This is a genomic window from Pseudomonas sp. AKS31, assembly GCF_023634765.1.
Lineage (GTDB): Bacteria > Pseudomonadota > Gammaproteobacteria > Pseudomonadales > Pseudomonadaceae > Aquipseudomonas.
Window position 1 is genome coordinate 1,344,858 of the sequence record NZ_JAMLFX010000001.1, and the last position, 16,110, is coordinate 1,360,967.

Here is a 16,110-nt window from a genome sequence, read left to right on the forward strand (position 1 = left end):
GTTAGCCATAAAATTTGAGCACCACTCATAACCCTGTGGGAGCGAGCCTGCTCGCGAAGGCGGCGGCCGCCTCACTAGACATCTTTCTGGATGAACCCATGCTCCAACTGATCCTCGGCGGCGCCCGCTCCGGCAAAAGTCGCTTGGCGGAAAAACTCGCCAGCGACAGCCAACTCGCCGTGACCTACATCGCCACCAGTCAACCCCTTGATGGCGAGATGAACGACCGCGTCGCCCACCACCGCGCGCGCCGTCCCGTCGAATGGGCGCTCATCGAAGAGCCGCTCGAGCTGGCCCGCGTCCTGCGCGAATCCGCCAGCGCCGAGCGTTGCCTGCTGGTCGACTGCCTGACACTGTGGCTGACCAACCTGCTGATGCTCGATGACGCCGAACGCCTGGCCGCCGAGCGTGAGGCCTTGCTGGACTGCCTGGCGTCCTTGCCGGGGGAAATCATTTTTGTCAGCAACGAGACCGGAATGGGTGTCGTGCCGCTGGGCGAATTGACTCGCCGCTACGTCGACGCAGCCGGTTGGCTGCATCAAGCTCTGGCCGAGCGCTGTCAGCGTGTTGTCCTGACCGTCGCCGGCCTGCCCCTGACTCTGAAAGGACCTGCGTTATGACTCAAACCTGGTGGCTGAACCCGTGTAAGCCGGTCGATCTCAACGTCGTTGAACAAGCGACGGCGCGGCAACAGCAACTGACCAAACCGGCGGGTTCGCTGGGGCGTCTGGAATCGGTCGCGGTGCAACTGGCCGGTCTGCAAGGCCAGGTCAAACCGACGTTGGCGCAGGTCTGGATTGCGATTTTTGCCGGTGATCACGGCGTGGTCGCTGAAGGTGTTTCGGCGTTCCCGCAGGAAGTCACCGGGCAGATGCTGCTCAACTTTGTCAGCGGCGGTGCGGCGATCAGCGTGCTGGCGCGGCAGCTCGGTGCGCAGCTGGAAGTGGTTGATCTGGGCACGGTGCATCCGGCGCTGAACCTGGCGGGTGTGCGTCACCTGAACATCGGCCCGGGCACGGCCAACTTCGTCCAGGGTGCGGCGATGACCCAGGCGCAAGGCGAGCAGGCATTGCAGGCCGGTCGCGAAAGTCTGCTGCGGGCGAAAGCTGCAGGCGCACAGTTGTTCATCGGTGGCGAAATGGGCATTGGCAACACCACCGCCGCGAGCGCCTTGGCCTGTGCCTTGCTCGATTGCCCGGTGGTACACCTGACCGGTCCCGGCACCGGGCTGAATGCCGAAGGCGTCAGCCATAAAGCGCAAGTGATCGAGCGCGCATTGGCGTTGCACGCCGCGCAACGTGGCGATGCCTTGCAGACCCTGTTCAATCTCGGCGGTTTTGAAATCGCTGCGCTGGTCGGCGCGTATCTGGCGGCGGCTCAAGAAGGTGTTGCGGTATTGGTCGACGGCTTTATCTGCACGGTCGCTGCGCTGGTTGCGGTGCGCTTGAATCCGGACTGCCACGAGTGGTTGTTGTTCGGTCACCGGGGCGCCGAGCCGGGCCATCGCCATGTGCTGGAAACGCTGAAAGCTGAGCCGTTGCTGGAACTCGGTCTGCGTTTGGGCGAGGGCAGTGGCGCCGCGTTGGCGGTGCCGCTGTTGCGTCTGGCCTGTGATCTGCACGGGCAGATGGCGACGTTCGCCGAAGCGGCAGTGGCGGATCGTCCGGCATGACGCTGCACCTGGATCTGCTGCGTCATGGTGAAACTGAACTCGGCGGTGGCCTGCGCGGCAGCCTCGACGATGCACTGACCGAACAGGGCTGGGCGCAGATGCGTGCGGCGGTGGGAGAGGGCGGGCCGTGGGATCGAATCGTCAGCTCGCCGTTGCAGCGTTGTGCGCGCTTCGCCGCCGAGCTGGGCGAACATCTGAATCTCGCGGTGCAACTGGACAAGGATCTGCAGGAGCTGCATTTCGGCGCATGGGAAGGGCAGAGCGCAGCGGCGTTGATGGAGACGGACGCCGAGGCCTTGGGGCTGTTCTGGGCCGATCCGTATTCGTTCACGCCGCCGCAGGGTGAGCCGGTCAGCGAGTTTTCCGCTCGGGTGTTGGCAGCGGTTGCACGCCTGCACCGCGCCTATGCCGGCGAGCGGGTGTTGCTGATCAGTCACGGCGGTGTGATGCGCTTGTTGCTGGCGCGGGCGCGAGGGTTGCCGCGCGAACAGTTGCTCAATGTCGAAGTTGCCCACGGCGCGTTGTTTGCGCTGACGGTCGAGGCTGACGCTTCACTCAAGGAAGGTCACTGACATGTTGCCGCTGTGGATCGCCCTGCAATTTCTCAGCAGTCTGCCGATTCGCCTGCCGGGGATGCCTGAGCCGGAACAGCTTGGGCGATCGCTGCTGTTTTATCCGCTGGTGGGGTTGCTGTTTGGCCTGATCCTGTGGGCGCTGAATCTGGCGTTGGCGGGGGCGCCGTTGCTGCTGCATGCAGCGTTGTTGCTGACGGTGTGGGTGTTGCTCAGCGGTGCACTTCACCTGGATGGTCTGGCCGACAGCGCCGATGCCTGGCTCGGCGGTTTTGGTGATCGCGAGCGTACGTTGACGATCATGAAAGACCCGCGCAGCGGGCCGATTGCGGTAGTGACGCTGGTGTTGGTGTTGCTGCTCAAGTTTGCGGCGTTGCTGGCGCTGATCGAGCAAGGGCAAGAATTGGCGTTGATCATTGTGCCGCTGCTTGGGCGGGCGGCGTTGCTCGGACTTTTTCTGACCACGCCGTATGTGCGTGCAGGTGGGTTGGGGCAGGCGTTGGCGGATCATTTGCCGCGCAAGGCCGGCTGGTGGGTGCTGGGCGCTAGTGCGCTGGCCTGCTTGCTGATCACCGGTTTCGGGGCTGTCGTTGCGTTGCTGATTTCGGTTGTTGTGTTTGTCTGGTTGCGGCAGGTGATGATGCGGCGGTTGGGCGGGACAACCGGCGATACGGCGGGGGCGTTGCTGGAATTGCTGGAGATGGTGGTGTTGGTTGGATGGGTTTTGATCTGAGAGATTGTCGCTGGATGTGCTGGCCTTATCGCTGGCAAGCCAGCTCCCACAGGTTTTGCATTGGATCGTAGATTTTGTGGGCGCTATTGAACCCTGTGGGAGCTGGCTTGCCAGCGATAGCGGTTTGTCAGGCATCACAAATGTTACGGGTAAACTCATCTGTAACTTGATTTAACACAGTCGCGGGTATATACACGCATCATGCTTCCTTCTCAGTGTTTGTGCACCAACCTGCGTCGCGCCGCGCGTGGCGTCAGCAGGCATTACGACGGCGCTCTCGACGGCTTCGGGATCAACGTTGCCCAGTATTCTTTGCTGTGCAATCTGCAGCGTCTGGATCAACCGAGTATTTCCGAACTCGCCGAGGCGATGGGTCTGGACCGCAGCACCCTCGGGCGCAATCTGCGCGTGCTCGAAGGCGAGGGGCTGGTGGCGCTGGCCGAAGGCGAGGACATGCGCAACCGCATCGTCAAACTTACCGAGACCGGTGTGCAACGCCTGGCTGCGGCACTGCCGGCCTGGGAAGCGGCGCAGCAGCGGTTGATCGACCGACTGGGCGCCGAGAAGCGTGAAACCTTGCTCAGATTGCTGGATGAACTGGCCTGAGGCCGGTTTTTTCCAGATTCAAGCGGGTATATACCCGCAAGCGGAGAATAACAATGACATCGATGTGGCGTACGTGCGGTTGGGTGTTGCTGGGGAGTGCGCTGATTCTGGCGTTGTCATTGGGCGTGCGGCACGGTTTCGGCCTGTTTCTGTCACCGATGAGCGCGCAGTTCGGTTGGGGGCGTGAGGTGTTTGCTTTCGCGATCGCCCTGCAGAACTTGATCTGGGGCCTGGCGCAGCCGTTCACCGGGGCGCTCGCTGACCGATTTGGTGCGGCGAAAGTGGTGCTCGTCGGTGGGGTCCTCTACGCGGCGGGTTTGGTGTGCATGGGCTTGTCGGATTCGGCGGTGACGTTGTCGCTGAGCGCCGGTCTGCTCATCGGTATCGGTCTGTCCGGCACCTCGTTCTCGGTGATCCTCGGCGTTGTCGGCCGCGCGGTGCCGCCGGAAAAACGCAGCATGGGCATGGGCATTGCCAGCGCCGCCGGCTCTTTCGGCCAGTTCGCCATGTTGCCGGGCACGCTCGGTCTGATTGGCTGGCTCGGCTGGTCGGCGGCGTTGTTGGTCCTGGGCCTGCTGGTGGCGCTGATCGTGCCGCTGGTAAGCATGCTCAAGGACAAGCCGCTGCCGGTGCTCGGCCATGAACAAACCCTCTCCGAAGCCCTGCGTGAAGCCTGTTCGCATTCCGGCTTCTGGCTGCTGGCATTTGGCTTTTTCGTCTGCGGTTTTCAAGTGGTGTTCATCGGTGTGCACCTGCCTGCGTATCTGGTCGATCAGCATCTGCCGGCCAGTGTCGGTACCACGGTGCTGGCGTTGATCGGGCTGTTCAATATCTTCGGCACTTATACCGCCGGCTGGCTCGGCGGGCGCATGTCCAAACCACGCTTGCTGACGGGCTTGTACCTGTTGCGCGCAGTGGTGATCGTGCTGTTTCTGTGGCTGCCGGTGACGACTACCTCGGCGTACCTGTTCGGCATGGCCATGGGCTTCTTGTGGCTGTCGACGGTGCCGTTGACCAACGGTACGGTGGCGACCTTGTTCGGGGTGCGAAACCTGTCCATGCTGGGTGGCATCGTATTCCTCTTCCACCAGTTGGGGTCGTTTCTTGGTGGCTGGCTGGGCGGGGTGGTGTATGACCGAACCGGGAGTTATGACTTGATCTGGCAAGTGGCAATTCTGCTGAGCCTGCTGGCGGCCGCGCTGAACTGGCCGGTGCGTGAGCGTCCGGTCGCGCGGCTGCAAGCCGCAGCGAGCGGCGCATGAGTCGATTCTGGCCACGATTGGCCATCACTGCACTCGGCGCCGCTTTGCTGGCGCTGGTGTGGTGGGGCTGGCAGCAGGGCGGGCTGGCGTTGATGCAGTTGGGCATGAGCATTTGCTAGAAGCGGGCATGACGCGTAACGTCGAATTCTGAACGACTGCTAAAGGATGCTCGACATGCTGATGCGCTGGTGTGCTGTTCCCGCGTTGCTGATGGCGTTGACTGGTTTGGCTCAAGCCGCTGACTGTCCCGAATTGCTGCAAGGCTCGCTGCCCAAGTTGCGCGCCAAGGAGTCCATTGACCTGTGCAAGCAGTACGCCGACAAACCGTTGGTGGTGGTCAATACCGCAAGTTTCTGCGGTTTCGCGCCGCAATTCGAAGGCCTTGAGGCGCTGCATAAACGCTACGAAGGGCAAGGGTTGCAAATGCTCGGGGTGCCTTCCAATGACTTCAAACAGGAGTCCAAGGACAGCGCCGAGACTGCCAAGGTCTGCTACGCCAACTATGGCGTGACGTTCGCCATGACCGAGCCGCAGAAGGTTCGCGGTGATGACGCTACGCATCTGTTCCAGGTGCTGGCCGCACAGAGCAGCGCACCGAAGTGGAATTTCTATAAATATGTGGTCGATCGCCAGGGCAAGGTGATCGCCAATTTTTCCAGCCTGACCAAGCCGGATGATCCGGAGTTTATTGCCGCGATCGAAAAGGCGATCGCCTCGAAACCGCTGAAGCCCTGATGCGCTGAACTTTTTGTGGGAGCGAGCCTGCTCGCGAAAGCGGTCAGCCAGTCGACATGTGTATTGATTGATACACCGCCTTCGCGAGCAGGCTCGCTCCCACATGGGAAGTGTGTTGTGGTGGTGAGCAAACTCAAGGCAATAAAAAGCCCCGCTTTCTGCAAAGAGAACGGGGCTTTTTTGTGGGCGAGGGAACAGCCTCGCCGTGCAGCATCAGAAGCGGTAGGTCGCGCCGACACCGAAACCGTTTGCCGAGTTTTCATACTTGGCGTCGTAGGTCTGGCCACGATTGTTTTCGTTGCGGATCTTGACCGACTCTTCCTTCAGGTAGGAGTAGGCGACGTCGATGGTCAGGTCGTCAGTCGGGCTCCAGCCGGCACCGATACTGAAGATGGTGCGGTCGCCAGTCGGAATGCGTGGCGAACGGTCTTCGTTATTGGTTGGCGACTGGTCGAATGTCAGGCCGGTACGCAGTACCCATTCCTTGTTCAACTGGTACGAAGTACCCACGGCGTAGGCCCAGGAGTCATGCCAGTTCTGGTCTTCGTTGATCGAACCGAACTGACCGGCCAGCAGTGGCTGTACCCCGGAGTTCTTCACGGTGATTTTTTCCAGCTGGCTCCAGCGGGTCCAGGTGGTACCGGCATACACGTTCCAGCGATCGTTGATGGCCTGGGTGACCGACAGGTCCACGGATTCCGGCGTGGTGATCTTCAGCGAAGCATCGTACTTCTGGCTGGCGCCCAGACCGACTGCGGCCAGCGCACCGTAGTTGACCTTGGTGTTGCCTTCGAGCTTGTAGTCGACTTTCGAGTGGTAGGTCAGGCCGACGCGAGTGGTGTCGGTGGCTTGTACGAGCAAGCCGACGTTGTAACCCAGTGCAGTGTCGTCACCCTTGATCTTGACCTTGCCATCCGGCAAAGCTTGGGTGATCGACAGATTGGATTCCAGCGAACCGTCGATGCGGTTGATGGTTGGGCCGAAACCGATCGACACTTTGTCGTTGAACGCGTAGCTGACGGTCGGTTGGAAGGTAATGACTTGTACTTCGGACTTGCTGCCGAAGTAACGGCCGGCAAAGCCGTTTTCATAATCAGTGATCAGACCGAACGGCACATAAACGCCGAGGCCGAATGCCCAGTGCTCATCAATTGGTTTGACGTAGAAGCCCATAGGTACAGCGGTCAAAGGCACCATGTCGCCTTTGTTGCTGCCGCCGTTGGGGCTGGAGCTGGTATTGCTGATATCGGTATGAGCATCGACAACGGCTACACCGCCGGTGACTTGTTCGCGCTTGATGCGCGACATGCCGGCAGGGTTGCCATAAACAGTACTTGCGTCGTCTGCAGAAGAAGATCGCCCGGCAAAACCAGTCCCCATCCCACTGATGCTTTGTTCGTTGAGGGCAAAGCCGGCCGCGAAAATTTGAGTGGAGGCAAGGGTAACGGCGAGGCTAAGGGTGGTTTTGAGCATGACTTTTTTCATTATTAGAACTCCTGGTGATCACCGGGGCGAAAATTACCAACATTTTCGCCCTAGCGCTATAGCTCGTATGCCTTGATTTAGAGCGGTTTTGTAGGACAATCCGACCAGATTCGCAGCCTGTTGGCAGATCTTTTAAAACCGGACGGTCAGCAAGCGACCTGATTCACCGTTGAAACACAGGTGTGCCAGGCGTAAGTGAAGTCGCGCAGACGACCTTGGGGTTGGAAGGTCTGGCGCCAGATGCGCGCCATTCCCAGCAAATCGCTGGAATCGGGGAGGATGGGGTTTTGTTCTTCTACCAGCAGCCAGGCAATGGCCGTGGCGTAACGCAGATTGACCGTCAGTTCCAGGTGCGGACCGGTCAGGAAAGCATGCTGACTGGCGAGGCCGCGAACCAGGCTGGCGCGTTCCGGATCGAGCGCCAGATAATCATCCCAAAGGGCCTGGTGGCGATGCTCGGCGATACGGTAGAGGCCGTGACCACGGCGGTCATGCAGGGCGGAACCCAGGGCTGACTGGCTGGCGGCAATGCCCAGCAACAGAGATTCGGCAGTCGCGCTGTGGCGTCCCAGATAAATCAGCGTGGGACGGATCACGTAGCGGCACAGTTCGCTGGCAGCGATACCCATATAACCCTCGGTTCTTGTTATTGATGGCGAGTCCTGAAGGGGGGGCTTGGCAGCTGTGGATCGGTTCAGGCTCGCCGCAAGCGGATCACGCCGCTTGAGTTGAAGTGTAGTGTCATATTCGCGACGTAAAGGCCTGTTTTTAAAATATTTCCGGCTTCGAGTTATAACCGTTATATCGGTTGGTGCTTAAGCGCTGGAGGCCAAAAGTGAAACATCGGGCAATAAAAAGCCCCGCATTGTGTGCGGGGCTTTTGCTTTTGCAGCCTTTTCGGCTCTCAGGCAATCAATGCCTGACGGGTACGGTCGATCACGGCCTGCAGCGGTTCGGCGCTGGAGTATTGATCGGGGTACAGACGCTCGCTGTGGCGGGCGATCCCGTGTTCATTGACGACGGTGAAGCTGAAGCAGCCTTTGCGAGCGGCCATGATCAGGCAGTTCATCGGTGCAAAAGCGTTGGTTAGGGTGCGAATGGCATCCTGAGTGTGGATTTGAGTAGACATAGTTATTAGGTGTTCCTACAAATGACACGGATAAGAACCGTGCAACGTTAAAACGTTCCAGTAACGTCGACCACCATTGGTCGAACGAAGAACCCGACTGGAACAAAGCAGCCAGTTTGAAGCGCAATTAAGTTGGCGCGCTTGGGCTGGCAGGTAGGTACTTAGGAGGGCAGGCATCACAACGAGGGCAAAGGTTCTGGGCCCGGGGTGAAGATCCTGATCAATTTGCAGGTTGGTTCGGTCAGAGTAAGTGCTCTTCGCAACACCCTTCACATCATTGGAAGGCTGTGTTGTCGCAAGATTTACCTGGAAACCATCGAGGGGTCGTTCCCGCTTTTTTCGGTAGGGCTTCTTGGTAGAAGGTTGACCGTGGGGATGTGTTCGACCGGAATTGACTTTCAGCTTGGTACTAACGCCGCGGATACTAACGGATCGAAACGGCTAAAGCAAACTTCGCGTAGAAAAAGATTGCAGACGCCTGTTGAGTCTGCTTTGAGGTTCGCAGAATTGCCCGCATTTGGCGCAGCTATTGACCGTCGGTCGGTGACGGTGTGTTCATCAAGCCGCGCGCCAGACCGGTTTATCCCCGGACCGGTTAGCAAAACGACCCGAAAAAGCGCATCGATATAACCGGGTAACAGGTACTTGTGCACATTAGTTGCGCAAGCTGTAACGGCACTGTCATACCGATCCTGACTCCACTGGCTGCCTGTATCGAAAGTTTAAGTCAATGAAAAACATCGCTTTTTTTTGTTGGTGAAAAAATCGTCAGTTTGACTGCGAGCCCCATTCCATAAGGCTTTGCGGCGGTTGGAGGACGGTTGTCCACTGAGTTATCCACAGCTTCTGTGGATTGTCCCGAGCGCTTGCTCTAGGACGGGCGTGCCGGGTTGTTTTTCGACTTTACCTGTAAGAAAAAGAGAGTAGAGTGGCGCGCCTTCCGATTCGTCCCACAGTGCTTTATGAAGTTTCGCTCAGTATCAGACTCTGTTACCTCACAACCTTCTCCTGTCACCCCGCCCAAGCGATTTTCCGTTCGCGTCGCAGAATGGCTGCTCGACAGCCCGCGCCTGAGCGACAGTCACAATGCCAAACATCTCGCTGGCCGCTTGCTCAAACAACCTGCGCGTGAAGGCGTGGTGGCTGCACAAAGCCGTCTCGGTCTGTTGATGTGCCGCGAGTGCGGTAACGCTCGGGATCGGCGCATCGGTCAGGATCTGCTGCGCCAGGCCGCCCGCGCCGGCGACCGTCGTGCGCAGCAGGAACTCGGTCTGCTCGAAGACTGAGCTGTCCAAGACCTGACACCTTGGTTAACCTTCAGGCTTTATAAGATCGGCGGGAGTGGCTATGGCGATTGACTTGACCAGCGTATTGCTGGGGCTTGCAGGGGCGGGGGTGCCGCTGCTGGCGCTGGCCTGGCAACTGCAACGCCGGGCGAGCAACGGCCAGGCCGAGGTCGCCCTGCTCGAAGAACGGCTGGCCATGGCGCAATTGGCACAGGACGGACTCAACGCGCAGCTCGACGCCAGCCGCGATGAAGTTGCCGATCTTGGCCAGGCTAACGCCGCCAAGCAGGCTGACCTGGCGGCGCTGCGCCGGGAGGTCGAACTGCTGCAGATCGAGCGTGATGACGCCCGCGATGCCTCCCACGCCTGGAACCTCGAACGGGCGAACAAGGAAGCTGAGCTGCGCCGCCTCGACGCGCAGGCCGCGTCACTGAACGCCGAACTGCGCGAGCAACAGGAAAGCCACCAGCAACGCCTCAACGACCTGCAAGGCTCGCGCGATGAACTGCGTGCGCAGTTTGCCGAACTGGCCGGGAAGATCTTCGATGAGCGCGAGCAGCGCTTTGCCGAGACCAGTCAGCAACGGCTCGGGCAGTTACTCGATCCGCTCAAGGAGCGCATTCAATCCTTCGAAAAACGCGTGGAAGAAAGTTATCAGGCCGAGGCCCGCGAGCGCTTCTCGCTGGCCAAGGAACTGGAACGCTTGCAGGCGCTCAATCTGCGCCTGAGCGACGAAGCCACCAACCTCACCCGCGCCCTCAAAGGCCAGAAAACCCAAGGCAACTGGGGCGAGCTGATTCTCGAACGTGTGCTCGAACACGCTGGTCTGGAGAAGGGTCGCGAGTACCAGACCCAGGTCAATCTCAAGGGCCCGGATGGCGAGCGCTTCCAGCCCGATGTGATCATCTATTTGCCGGGCGACAAGCAAGTGGTGGTGGACTCCAAGGTGAGTCTCACCGCCTATCAGCAATACGTTGCTGCCGACGACGACAGCCTCGGGCAGGTCGCGATCAAACAGCACGTGCTGTCGTTGCGTAATCACGTCAAAGGCTTGGCCGGCAAGGATTACAAGCGTCTGGAAGGGCTGCACAGCCTCGACTTCGTTTTGCTCTTCGTGCCGATCGAGGCCGCATTTTCGGCGGCATTGCAGGCTGAGCCAGCGCTGTTTCAGGAAGCCTTCGACCGCAACATCGTCATCGTCAGTCCAACGACGTTGCTGGCGACTTTGCGGGTGATCGACAGTCTGTGGAAGCAGGAACGCCAGAGCCAGAACGCCCGGGAAATCGCCGAGCGCGCCGGATGGCTGTACGACAAGTTCGTGCTGTTCATTCAGGATCTCGACGAGGTCGGCAATCGCCTGCAACAGCTGGATAAAGCCTACAGTTCAGCACGCAACAAGCTGACAGAAGGGCGCGGTAATCTGGTCAGTCGCAGTGAACAGCTCAAATTGCTCGGCGCACGGGCGAGCAAGAGCTTGCCGGCGGACTTGCTGGAGCGGGCGATGACCGATGTCGATGGCCTCGTCGAACTTCCTGAGTAAAGATCAAAAGATCGCAGCCTCCGGCAGCTCCTACAGGATGTACGCCATCCCAATGCAGGAGCTGCCGGAGGCTGCGATCTTTTTACTTTTAAAGCGGCAGATACCGACTCAATAACGCCCGCAGCGCCGCCGGTTTCACCGGTTTGGCCAGATAATCCAGCCCCGCCGCATGCACCTGCGCAATCATCTCCGGTCGCCCGTCAGCACTGATCACCACCCCGGGTACCGGCTCACCGAGGCTCGTGCGCAACCACGCCATCAGCTCAGTGCCGGTATCGCCGTGGTCAAGGTGATAGTCGACCAGCGCCAGTTGCGGCCGCACGCCGTCATTTAACAGCGCTGCACATTCTTCACGATTGCGCGCCGTCCACACTTGGCAGCCCCAGCGACTGAGCAGACTGTTCATGCCGATCAGGATGCTGTCTTCATTGTCGATGCACAGGACCCGCGCGCCGCTAGGCAACTTGCCATTCAATTCGGCGGCGACGCTTGCCGGTATGGCTTGTGAGCGAGCCAGCGGCACGCTGACGCTGAACACGCTGCCGCGTCCCGGCCACGAGCGCACACGCAAGGTGTGGCCGAGCACCCGGCACAAGCCATCGGCAATCGCCAAACCCAGGCCCAGGCCTTTTTCGGCGCGGGTCTGATGACTGTCGAGGCGTTTGAATTCTTCGAAAATCACCTGCTGTTTATCTTTGGGAATCCCCGGCCCGCGATCCCACACTTCCAGGCACAGGTCGCCGCCACGTCGACGCACACCGAGCAACACCGGGCCCTTGGCATAACGGAAGGCGTTGGTGAGGAAGTTCTGCAGAATCCGTCGCAGCAATTTGATGTCGCTGTCGATACGCAAATGACTGCCGCGCACGCGGAAGGTCAGGCCTTGTTCCTGCGCCAGCGCCTTGAACTCGGCACCGAGAATGTCGAACAGCTCATTGACCGCAAACGGCTTGCGATCCGGGTTGATCTTGCCGTTTTCCAAGCGGGAAATATCCAGCAGATCGCTGATCAAGTCCTCGGCCGAGCGCAGCGAACTGTCGAGGTGTTGCACCAGTTGTTGTGCCTCGCTGCTCAAGCCGTCGTTCTGATGGGAGAGGGCGGCGGAAAACAGCCGCGCGGCGTTCAGCGGTTGCATCAAGTCGTGACTGACCGCCGCAAGGAAACGGGTTTTCGACTGGTTGGCGGCTTCTGCGGTGCCCTTGGCTTCGGTCAGCGCGACGTTGAGTTGCGACAGTTCCTGGGTGCGTTCGCTGACCCGTTGTTCCAGCCCTTCATTGGCTTCGGTCAGCGCCTGCTCGGCCTCGCGGAACGCGGTGATGTCGGTGAAACTCATGACGAAACCGCCACCCGGCATCGGGTTGCCGATCAGTTCGATCACCCGGCCGTTGGGGAACAGTCGTTCAGAGGTGTGCGCGCGGCCCTGACGCATCCAGTGCAAACGCCGGGCAACGTGCACTTCCGCTTCGCCGGGGCCACACAAACCCCGTTCGGCGTTGTAGCGAATGATGTCGGCAATCGGCCGGCCGACGCTGATCAGGCCGTCCGGGTAGTTGAACAGCTCCAGATAGCGCCGGTTCCAGGCCACCAGTTTCAGTGACTGGTCGACCACGCTGATGCCCTGGGTAATGTTCTCGATCGCACCTTGCAGCAGGGCGCGGTTGAACTGCAGCACCTCCGAGGCTTCGTCGGCGATGCGCACGACGTCTTCCAGCTGCATCTCCCGGCCTTCGATGGCGGCTTTTACGACAGCGCGCGTCGAAGATGCGCCGAGCACACCGGCCAGCAAACGCTCGGTATGGGCGATCCATTCGCCATCGGCATTCTGGTTCGGGTTGAAGCCTTTGCCCTGACGGTAGGCGAAACGGATAAAGCTCTGGCGTGCACGTTCTTCACCGACAAAGCGCGCGGCCAGTTGCAGCAAGTCGTCGATCTGCACCGCCAGCATTGAGCGTGCACTCGGCCGGGCACTGATTTCCTGACCAATGAAACGCCCGGCCTGCCAGTGCTCCGACACGCGCGTGCGCGACAGCACCGAGACCCAGGCAAACAGGGTGAAGTTACCCGCCAGCGACAGCACCACGCCTTGGGTCAGTGGGGTGATCGGCAGGTTCAGCGGATTGCTGTGCAGCCACGCCAGTCCCGGAAAACTGCTTAGCGACCAGCCGAGGCTGTGCGCGGCAATCGGCAGGATCAGCGTGTAAAACCACAGGAAAGTACCAGCGGCCAAACCGGCGAAAACGCCGCGACGGTTGGCCTGTTTCCAGTACAGCGCGCCGAGCATGGCAGGCGCCAATTGAGTCACGGCGGCGAACGCGATCTGGCCGATGGTCGCCAGGCTCGCGGTGGAGCCGAGCAAGCGATAGCTGACGTAGGCCAGCAACAGAATCACGACGATGCTGACGCGGCGCACCGAGAGCATCCACTGGCGGAACACTTCGAACGGGCGCTCGGCGTTATTGCGCCGCAGCAGCCACGGCAACAGCATGTCGTTGGAGACCATGGTCGACAACGCCACACTGGCGACAATCACCATACCGGTCGCCGCCGACGCACCACCGATAAACGCCAGCATGGCCAGCGCCGGATGGGCCTGCGCCAGTGGCAGGCTGATCACGAAGGAGTCGGGCAGTACGTCGCTCGGCAGCATCATCTGACCGGCCAGAGCGATCGGCACGACAAACAGCGCGGCCAGGGCCAGATAGGCCGGAAACACCCATTTCGCCAGGCGCAGATCCTGCGGGTCGATGTTCTCCACCACCGTAACGTGGAACTGCCGGGGCAGGCAGATGATCGCCATCATCGCCACGCCGGTCTGCACCACCATCGACGGCCAATTGATGGTTTCTTTCCAGTATTCCTCGAGGCGCGGGGCAAGCATGGCCTGGTTGAACAGGTCATCGAAACCGTCATAAAGGCCATAAGTGACGAAGGCGCCGACGGCGAGAAAAGCGAACAGTTTGACCAGCGATTCGAAAGCAATCGCCAGCACCATGCCGCGGTGGTGCTCGGTGGCATCGAGGTTGCGCGTACCGAAAACAATGGTGAACAACGCCAGCACCAGCGACACGATCAGCGCGGTGTCCTGGGCGCGGGTGCCCATGGCGTCGGCACCGGCGCCGATCAACAGGTTCACGCCGAGGACGATGCCTTTGAGTTGCAGGGCGATATAGGGGAGGACGCCGACCAGACAGATCAGCGCCACGACCACCGCCAGCGATTGCGATTTGCCGTAGCGCGCGGCGATAAAGTCAGCGATGGAGGTGATGTTCTCCTGTTTGCTGATCATCACCATTTTCTGCAGAACCCACGGCGCGCCGACCAGCAGCAGGATTGGCCCGAGGTAAATCGGCAGGAATGACCACAGTTGTTCCGCTGCCTGGCCGACTGCGCCGAAGAACGTCCAACTGGTGCAATAAACCGCCAGCGACAAGCTGTATACCCAGGCACGCACGCGCGGCGGCAACGGCGTGCTGCGGCGGTCGCCGTAGAAGGCGATGGCGAACATGATGGCCATATAGGCCAGGGCGACGGCGGCGATCAGCCCGGTGGACAGCGACATGCAACACTCCCGACAAAAGACTCCCCGGCAATCCTGCCCGGGCGGACAGTCTCGCATGCGCGGGGCGGTTAGTCAGTGTCGACCAAGGTCTTGGCGTGGCGGGGTGTCGCAGGCGGGGAGCCGGGTGGTTTTTGCGGTGACGTTGCCGAACACAAAACCCTGTAGGAGCTGTCGAGTGAAACGAGGCTGCGATCTTTTGATCTTTGCAATCAAGATCAAAAGATCGCAGCGTGCCGCAGCTCCTACATGGGCGGCGGCGTCAGCGCTGGTTCAACGCAATATCGATCAGCCGATGCAGTTCATCCACCTCCAGCGCCGCCGCCGAAAACAGAATGCGGAAGACGACCGGCGCGACCACCAGATTGATCAGCCGATCGACACTCGGTGCCGACTCATCCGGATGGCGGTCAATGATCGTCTGCAACTGCGCGCCAATGATCGTCACGCAATAACCCGGCGTAGCGCTCGCCTGCACGTCACGCATCATGTGGCGTCCGGGCTCGGAACTCATCTCGTCGAGATACTGCTCGGCCCATGCGCGAATATCGCTGCGCAAGCTGCCGGTCTGCGCCGGTTCGCTGTCCGGGCGCATGCGGGCGAGGGCGACGTCGGCCAATAACGCCGACAGATCACCCCAACGCCGGTAAATCGTCGACGGTGTAACGCCTGCGCGCGCGGCGATCTGCGGGACAGTCACGCTTGAGCGCTCCTGTTCTTGCAGGAGCGCACGGACTGCGGAATGAATTGCATCTTGCACCCGGGCGCTGCGGCCGCCGGGGCGTAAACCTTCTTTAATAGCCATGGGGGCAGACCTTAACACAAAGAATTTGCTTTAAGCGCGAGGCAGTAGCACACTCCGCAAAAGCAAAAAATTAGCTTTTGCGGAGTGTGCCCATGACCAGCCTTGCTTCCAATCGATCCAGCCTATGGTTTCTGGCGATCACTTTACTGAGTTTTCTCGCCGCTTCCACGGCGCCGACGCCGTTGTATCACCTGTATCAGGATCAGTTGCACTTCTCGGCGGCGGTGTTGACGCTGATCTTCGGCGTTTATGCACTCAGTCTGTTGGCGGCGCTATTGACCGTCGGCTCGCTGTCCGATCACCTGGGACGCAAACCGGTGATCTTCACCGCTGTGTTGCTCAATGCGTTGGCGATGCTGCTGTTTATCTACGCCGACAGCGTGGCGTGGCTGATCAGTGCGCGTGTTCTGCAAGGATTTGCCACCGGCATGGCTACCGCTGTTTTAAGCGCGACCCTGCTCGACACGGATCGTCAGCAAGGGCCGCTGATCAACAGTGTCGCGCCGTTGCTCGGCATGGCCCTGGGCAGCATGGGTTGCGGTTTACTGGCGGAGTTTGCTCCGGCACCGTTGCAACTGACCTACTGGCTGCTGCTCGCACTGTTTGTGTTGCAGGGCCTTTATGTCTGGCGCTTGCCGGAAAGCGTCACCCCGCAAGCCGGGGCGTGGGCCTCGTTGCGGCCGACCTTGCACGTGCCGACTCAAGCACGAGCCACTTTGTGGCGGGGGG

At 60.3% G+C, this 16,110-nt stretch carries 15 protein-coding genes and 1 pseudogene; 11 read left to right on the forward strand and 5 right to left on the reverse strand.

Features of this window, described 5'->3' with window-relative positions:
* Positions 1 to 98 precede the first annotated feature (98 nt).
* The 8 genes from cobU to M9827_RS05930 all read left to right on the forward strand — a co-directional run bounded on the left by cobU (position 99) and on the right by M9827_RS05930 (position 5,580).
* Complete coding sequence (cobU, locus tag M9827_RS05900) at positions 99 to 620, forward strand: bifunctional adenosylcobinamide kinase/adenosylcobinamide-phosphate guanylyltransferase (protein ID WP_250604148.1); 522 nt, start codon at positions 99 to 101, stop codon at positions 618 to 620.
* Positions 617 to 1,672: a nicotinate-nucleotide--dimethylbenzimidazole phosphoribosyltransferase gene (cobT, locus tag M9827_RS05905; RefSeq protein ID WP_250604150.1), complete on the forward strand. Its 1,056-nt coding sequence runs from the start codon at positions 617 to 619 to the stop codon at positions 1,670 to 1,672. The genes cobU and cobT overlap by 4 nt, the downstream gene beginning before the upstream one ends.
* Entirely contained in the window at positions 1,669 to 2,244 is a 576-nt protein-coding gene (cobC, locus tag M9827_RS05910; RefSeq protein WP_250604152.1) for an alpha-ribazole phosphatase family protein, read from the forward strand. The genes cobT and cobC overlap by 4 nt, the downstream gene beginning before the upstream one ends.
* A 1-nt stretch (position 2,245) precedes the next feature.
* Complete coding sequence (locus tag M9827_RS05915; protein ID WP_250604154.1) at positions 2,246 to 2,977, forward strand: adenosylcobinamide-GDP ribazoletransferase; 732 nt, start codon at positions 2,246 to 2,248, stop codon at positions 2,975 to 2,977.
* A 201-nt stretch (positions 2,978 to 3,178) separates the two neighbouring features.
* Positions 3,179 to 3,583, forward strand: coding sequence for a MarR family winged helix-turn-helix transcriptional regulator (locus tag M9827_RS05920; RefSeq protein ID WP_007919794.1), 405 nt, complete (start codon positions 3,179 to 3,181; stop codon positions 3,581 to 3,583).
* Between the two features lie 53 nt (positions 3,584 to 3,636).
* The gene (locus tag M9827_RS05925) at positions 3,637 to 4,845 is read left to right on the forward strand and encodes an MFS transporter (RefSeq protein ID WP_250604156.1); all 1,209 of its coding nucleotides are present in this window, start codon (positions 3,637 to 3,639) and stop codon (positions 4,843 to 4,845) included.
* Positions 4,842 to 4,964, forward strand: a complete 123-nt coding sequence (locus M9827_RS27720; RefSeq protein ID WP_268989378.1) for a hypothetical protein — start codon at positions 4,842 to 4,844, stop codon at positions 4,962 to 4,964. The genes M9827_RS05925 and M9827_RS27720 overlap by 4 nt, the downstream gene beginning before the upstream one ends.
* Before the next feature lie 55 nt (positions 4,965 to 5,019).
* The gene (locus tag M9827_RS05930; protein ID WP_250604158.1) at positions 5,020 to 5,580 is read left to right on the forward strand and encodes a glutathione peroxidase; all 561 of its coding nucleotides are present in this window, start codon (positions 5,020 to 5,022) and stop codon (positions 5,578 to 5,580) included.
* A 213-nt stretch (positions 5,581 to 5,793) separates the two neighbouring features.
* On the opposite strand, the gene M9827_RS05935 is transcribed toward M9827_RS05930, so the two are convergent.
* The 3 genes from M9827_RS05935 to M9827_RS05945 all read right to left on the reverse strand — a co-directional run bounded on the left by M9827_RS05935 (position 5,794) and on the right by M9827_RS05945 (position 8,194).
* Positions 5,794 to 7,065 carry an OmpP1/FadL family transporter gene (locus M9827_RS05935; RefSeq protein WP_250604160.1) on the reverse strand — a complete coding sequence of 424 codons (1,272 nt, stop codon included), beginning with the start codon at positions 7,063 to 7,065 and terminating at the stop codon, positions 5,794 to 5,796.
* Positions 7,066 to 7,211: 146 nt separating this feature from the next.
* The gene (locus tag M9827_RS05940) at positions 7,212 to 7,694 is read right to left on the reverse strand and encodes a hypothetical protein (RefSeq protein WP_250604162.1); all 483 of its coding nucleotides are present in this window, start codon (positions 7,692 to 7,694) and stop codon (positions 7,212 to 7,214) included.
* A gap of 275 nt (positions 7,695 to 7,969) precedes the next feature.
* The gene (locus tag M9827_RS05945) at positions 7,970 to 8,194 is read right to left on the reverse strand and encodes a hypothetical protein (RefSeq protein WP_003223079.1); all 225 of its coding nucleotides are present in this window, start codon (positions 8,192 to 8,194) and stop codon (positions 7,970 to 7,972) included.
* 962 nt (positions 8,195 to 9,156) lie between these two features.
* Here M9827_RS05945 and M9827_RS05950 point away from each other — a divergent pair.
* Positions 9,157 to 9,480: an SEL1-like repeat protein gene (locus tag M9827_RS05950; protein WP_250604164.1), complete on the forward strand. Its 324-nt coding sequence runs from the start codon at positions 9,157 to 9,159 to the stop codon at positions 9,478 to 9,480.
* Between the two features lie 175 nt (positions 9,481 to 9,655).
* Positions 9,656 to 11,020: a DNA recombination protein RmuC gene (locus M9827_RS05955; RefSeq protein WP_250604223.1), complete on the forward strand. Its 1,365-nt coding sequence runs from the start codon at positions 9,656 to 9,658 to the stop codon at positions 11,018 to 11,020.
* Positions 11,021 to 11,108: 88 nt separating this feature from the next.
* Here the strand turns inward: M9827_RS05955 and M9827_RS05960 are convergent, their stop codons facing one another.
* Both M9827_RS05960 and M9827_RS05965 read right to left on the reverse strand, forming a co-directional pair.
* Complete coding sequence (locus tag M9827_RS05960; protein WP_250604166.1) at positions 11,109 to 14,579, reverse strand: hybrid sensor histidine kinase/response regulator; 3,471 nt, start codon at positions 14,577 to 14,579, stop codon at positions 11,109 to 11,111.
* A gap of 259 nt (positions 14,580 to 14,838) precedes the next feature.
* Positions 14,839 to 15,381 carry a TetR/AcrR family transcriptional regulator gene (locus M9827_RS05965; protein ID WP_250604168.1) on the reverse strand — a complete coding sequence of 181 codons (543 nt, stop codon included), beginning with the start codon at positions 15,379 to 15,381 and terminating at the stop codon, positions 14,839 to 14,841.
* Positions 15,382 to 15,527: 146 nt separating this feature from the next.
* Between M9827_RS05965 and M9827_RS05970 the strand changes: the two are divergent.
* Positions 15,528 to 16,110: pseudogene (locus M9827_RS05970) on the forward strand (MFS transporter); the annotation flags it as partial.